Annotated in this window: 3 protein-coding genes; all 3 read right to left on the bottom strand. The window is 40.3% G+C overall.

All coding sequences use genetic code 11. The features are described from left to right. Positions 1–356 precede the first annotated feature (356 nt). The 3 genes from ACTNBF_RS16300 to ACTNBF_RS16310 are packed head-to-tail and all read right to left on the bottom strand — an operon-like array spanning position 357 to position 3,179. Positions 357–1,337: an ABC transporter ATP-binding protein gene (locus tag ACTNBF_RS16300; RefSeq protein ID WP_441050452.1), complete on the bottom strand. Its 981-nt coding sequence runs from the start codon at positions 1,335–1,337 to the stop codon at positions 357–359. 11 nt (positions 1,338–1,348) lie between these two features. Continuing rightward, positions 1,349–2,326: an ABC transporter ATP-binding protein gene (locus ACTNBF_RS16305; protein ID WP_427820890.1), complete on the bottom strand. Its 978-nt coding sequence runs from the start codon at positions 2,324–2,326 to the stop codon at positions 1,349–1,351. Then, positions 2,319–3,179 (bottom strand): ABC transporter permease, encoded by an 861-nt coding sequence (locus tag ACTNBF_RS16310; protein ID WP_441050453.1) that lies wholly within the window; start codon positions 3,177–3,179, stop codon positions 2,319–2,321. The genes ACTNBF_RS16305 and ACTNBF_RS16310 overlap by 8 nt, the downstream gene beginning before the upstream one ends. Positions 3,180–3,313: the final 134 nt, after the last annotated feature.

The raw sequence follows: 3,313 nt of genomic DNA on the forward strand, positions 1-3,313 counted from the left end.
GATTATCACATCTTCAAGCTTCTGTCAAGACTTTTTTATTTTTCTTTTTTGCCGATCCGTTCTTCGGAACTCTATTCTTCAGAGCGACAGCTTAAATAGATTATCACATCTCTCGACGTTTGTCAACAACTTTTTTCTTATCAGACTTCTGCATGCCGCCCCCTGGCCTCTGTCTCAGCCCTTTCGGAAATCAGTTATGACCCGCTGCCCGGCTCCTCATTTCTGATTCCTGTCCGGTCAACGAGTCATATCTTACCATTCCATTTCGGAATTGTCAATACTGAATATTTATTTCGCGCAATTCAGTCAATTTACACAATTTCATTTGATTGTTAATTACATTTGAAACACTAAATTCAGTTCACATTTTCCACTCTGTGACAAGCGACATAGTGTCCTTTATCAAATTCACGTAATTTCGGACATTCTTCTTTACATCTTTGTGTCGCATATGGACATCTTGGTGCAAAATGGCAACCTTCCGGCACATCCATAGGGCTCGGCAATTCTCCTTGCAGTTTTATTCTTTCTCGTTTTCTTGCCGTCTCAGGATCCGCAATAGGTATAGCCGAAAGCAATGCCTGCGTATATGGATGGAGCGGATTCTCATACAATTCATTGCTTGTTGTCACTTCAACAAGGTTTCCAAGATACATAACTCCGATTCGAGTACTTATATAACGCACCATTGACAAGTCGTGAGCTGCAAATAAATAAGTAAGTCCAAATTCATTTTGCAAGTCTTCCAGCATATTAACTACTTGAGCCTGAATCGACACATCTAGAGCCGCAATCGGTTCATCGCACATAATAAATTCCGGATTCACACTTAGTGCCCTTGCTATTCCGATTCTTTGTCTCTGTCCTCCCGAAAACTCATAAGGAAACTTTATCAAGTCTTCACTTTTCATACCCACTTTATATAAGAGATATTCCATACGTTCTTTTCTCTCGGCAGAATTCATCCCAATCTGTTTTAATGGCTCTTCCAGAATTTCTTCTACATTCCAAAAAGGATTCAATGCAGAATAAGGATCCTGAAAAATAATCTGCATCTTGTTTTGGAACTGTTTCATTTGTGAAGGTTTCGCAGTTGTGATATCATGTCCCTTATAAGTAAGTGTCCCTCCGGTCACATCATACATACGTATCATTGTTCTTCCAAGCGTTGATTTTCCACATCCGGATTCGCCTACAAGTCCAAACGTTTCCCCTTTTCGAATATCCAAATCTATGTTGTCAACAGCTTTCACGTACTGTGTCTTTCCGCCCAGAAATTTTTTGACAGGAAAGTACTTTTTCAAGCCTTTAGCTGAAATCAATATTTCTTGATTCATCACATTTCCTCCTATTCCTGTTCATTTAAAAAGCACATAGCACGATGTGTTTCGCTATAGTTTTTATACTTCGGCATTTCTTTATAACAGCGTTCCGTCGCATATTCACACCGTTCCGCAAAAGGACAGCCGACCGGAGGATCTATCAATGATGGCGGTACTCCGTCAATCGACTGAAGCCTTTCACCTTCTTTTAAATCCAGTGAAGGAATGGCACGCAATAGTGCTTTCGTATAAGGATGCTTTGGATTATAGAAAATCTCATCTGTCATTCCATTTTCCATAATCAATCCGCCATACATAATTGCAATTTTACTGCAGACAGTCGCAACCACTCCCATATCATGTGTGATAAGCACAATCGATGTGTGATATTCTTGTTCCAATTCTTTAAGCAGGTCGAGAATCTGAGCCTGAATCGTCACATCCAATGCGGTTGTCGGTTCATCCGCAATCAACAGCTGCGGTTCGCAGGCTAACGCCATTGCAATCAAAACACGCTGTCGCATACCTCCAGAAAATTCATGCGGGTATTGCTTAATTCTTTGCTCAGGAACTGGTATTCCTACTTTGCGAAGCATTTCAATTGCTTTTTCTTTCGCTTCCTGTCTGGACAGATTGCTATGGCGCAAAATAACCTCTTCCAACTGACTTCCAATCTTCTTAAGCGGATTCAACGCTGTCATTGGATCCTGAAAAATCATCGTCATCTCTTTGCCTCGGAGCTTGCGATATTCTTCCGCACTCAGTCCAGCTAATTCTTTTCCATTCAACTTCAAAGAATCGTATTCTACTTTGGCATTTTCCGGCAAAATACCCATAACCGCTTTCATTGTAACAGATTTTCCACTTCCGGATTCGCCTACAATTCCCATGATTTCACCTTTTTCTACGGAAAATTCGACTCCTCTGACAGCTTGCACTTCTTGTCCCCGGCTTTTGAATATAGTTTTTAAATTTTTAACTTCTAATACCAACTCTTTACTCATTACTTTCACCTGCCGTTATCTTAGGCTCAACATATACACGAAGTACGTCACCTAATTTGTTAAATGAATATACCGTTAAAATAATTAATATACCTGGTAAAATTGCCATATACGGAGCTTTTTGCAGGTACTGCTGTGAGCTTTGCAGCAAGCTTCCCCAACTAGACATTGGTGCCGCAACTCCAAGTCCCAGGAAGCTCAGTGAACTTTCTGTCATGATGGCATTTGCAATTTCTGCTGTTGCTGCTGTGATAATTGTCGGAAATACAGCCGGCAAAACCTGTTTCACAATAACCGTCATTGGATGAACACCTATGAATTTTGCATATTGCACATATTCTCTTTCCTTTGCAGACAAAACTTCCGATCGAACAAGTCTCGCAATTCCCATCCAGCTGAACAATCCGATAACAATGATAATTGATGCAATTCCTTTTTTGAACAACAAGCTCACCACTGTTACCATAATGATCCATGGAATTGCGGAAAATACATCGACAATCCTCATGAGTATACTGTCAACCAGACCACCGAAATATCCGGCAATCATCCCAACCATCACTCCGATTACGATGGATGTGACCATCGCGAGTACACCAACCACTAAAGATACACGACCGCCATAGAGAACACGTACCAGATAATCTCTTCCCAGTTCATCTGTTCCAAACCAGTGTTCGGCTGATGGTCCGCTTAATTTGTTTACAACATCGATTGCATCCGGATCCACATTACAGAACACAATGAAAATACTGATCAAAATAATAATTATCAAATATGCAGCCGCAAACATAGCTTGTCCGTTATGTCTGAACTCATATTTGACATTTTCCCATCTTCTATTCGTTTTCATACTCTCTCCTCTATTGCATAGATGGTAGTGTCAAAAACTACCTGTTTTTTTGTCCCAAAATTCAATAAAAACCTTGATTTTATGGGAGAATGCAAATAAAAAGAGCATTGACCTCCCTTTTTCTGGTATAATGT

It is taken from the genome of Bariatricus sp. HCP28S3_A4, from assembly GCF_052066395.1.
GTDB lineage: Bacteria > Bacillota > Clostridia > Lachnospirales > Lachnospiraceae > Allocoprococcus.

Bases quoted from the DNA above. Each gene is read 5' to 3' on its own strand.
- ACTNBF_RS16300 (WP_441050452.1), bottom strand. From the start codon at position 1,337: ATGAATCAAGAAATATTGATTTCAGCTAAAGGCTTGAAAAAGTACTTT.
- ACTNBF_RS16305 (WP_427820890.1), bottom strand. From the start codon at position 2,326: ATGAGTAAAGAGTTGGTATTAGAAGTTAAAAATTTAAAAACTATATTC.
- ACTNBF_RS16310 (WP_441050453.1), bottom strand. From the start codon at position 3,179: ATGAAAACGAATAGAAGATGGGAAAATGTCAAATATGAGTTCAGACAT.